A 918-nucleotide genomic window follows, 5' to 3' on the forward strand; every position below is an offset into this window, starting at 1 on the left:
CATATTTCCCATAGCGGATCTTTTAAAGGGTAGGGTGCGATAATGATCGTCGAAAGTCATTCTTTGCTTGTTGCGGCTATTTTGGGGGTGGTTGAAGGGCTCACGGAGTTTTTGCCTGTCTCTTCTACCGGTCATTTGATTATTGTCGGGAATCTTCTTGGCTTTACCGGGGATACCTCAAAATCATTTGAAGTCGTTATTCAGTTAGGTTCAATTTTGGCTGTGGTTGTGATGTTCTGGCGTCGTTTGTTCAGCATGTTAGGTTTGCATTTCGGTAAACCGCCTGTTCACGAAGGCACCGGTTTTCGCCGTTTGAATTTATTACATATTATATTGGGAATGGTTCCGGCAACGGTAGTGGGGCTGCTTTTGCACTCTCAAATCAAAACGTTGTTTGAGCCAAAATATGTCATGTACTCGCTGGTTGTCGGCGGTATCTTGCTGATTGCTGCTGAATTGCTGAAACCCAAAAAACCGCGTGCCGAGGGCGTGGATGACATCACCTACGTCCAGGCATTTATGATCGGTGTTTTCCAGTGTCTGGCGCTCTGGCCGGGGTTCTCCCGTTCAGGGGCGACCATCAGTGGCGGGATGTTAATGGGAATTAGCCGTTTTGCGGCATCTGAGTTCTCTTTCCTGCTGGCGGTGCCGATGATGATGGGGGCGACGGCTCTGGATTTGTACAAGAGCTACAGCTTCCTGAACATGTCAGATTTACCGATGTTTGTCACAGGGTTTGTCTCTGCATTCATTGTTGCGCTGATCGCGATTAAAACCTTCCTGGCGGTGATTAAACGTATTTCGTTTATCCCGTTTGCGATTTACCGTTTCTTCGTGGCAATTGCCGTGTATTTTGTCTTCATTGCCTGATTTTTGCTTGCCCTGAGGCCATAAAAAGCCCCGCACGGTGAATAACCG

At 47.7% G+C, this 918-nt stretch carries 1 protein-coding gene; it reads left to right on the top strand.

Annotated elements, in window-relative coordinates; all coding sequences use genetic code 11:
* Positions 1-45: 45 nt before the first annotated feature.
* Entirely contained in the window at positions 46-870 is an 825-nt protein-coding gene (gene bacA / locus J1785_RS00710; RefSeq protein ID WP_129954630.1) for an undecaprenyl-diphosphate phosphatase, read from the top strand.
* Positions 871-918: the final 48 nt, after the last annotated feature.

Source organism: Rahnella perminowiae (assembly GCF_019049755.1).
Lineage (GTDB): Bacteria > Pseudomonadota > Gammaproteobacteria > Enterobacterales > Enterobacteriaceae > Rahnella > Rahnella perminowiae.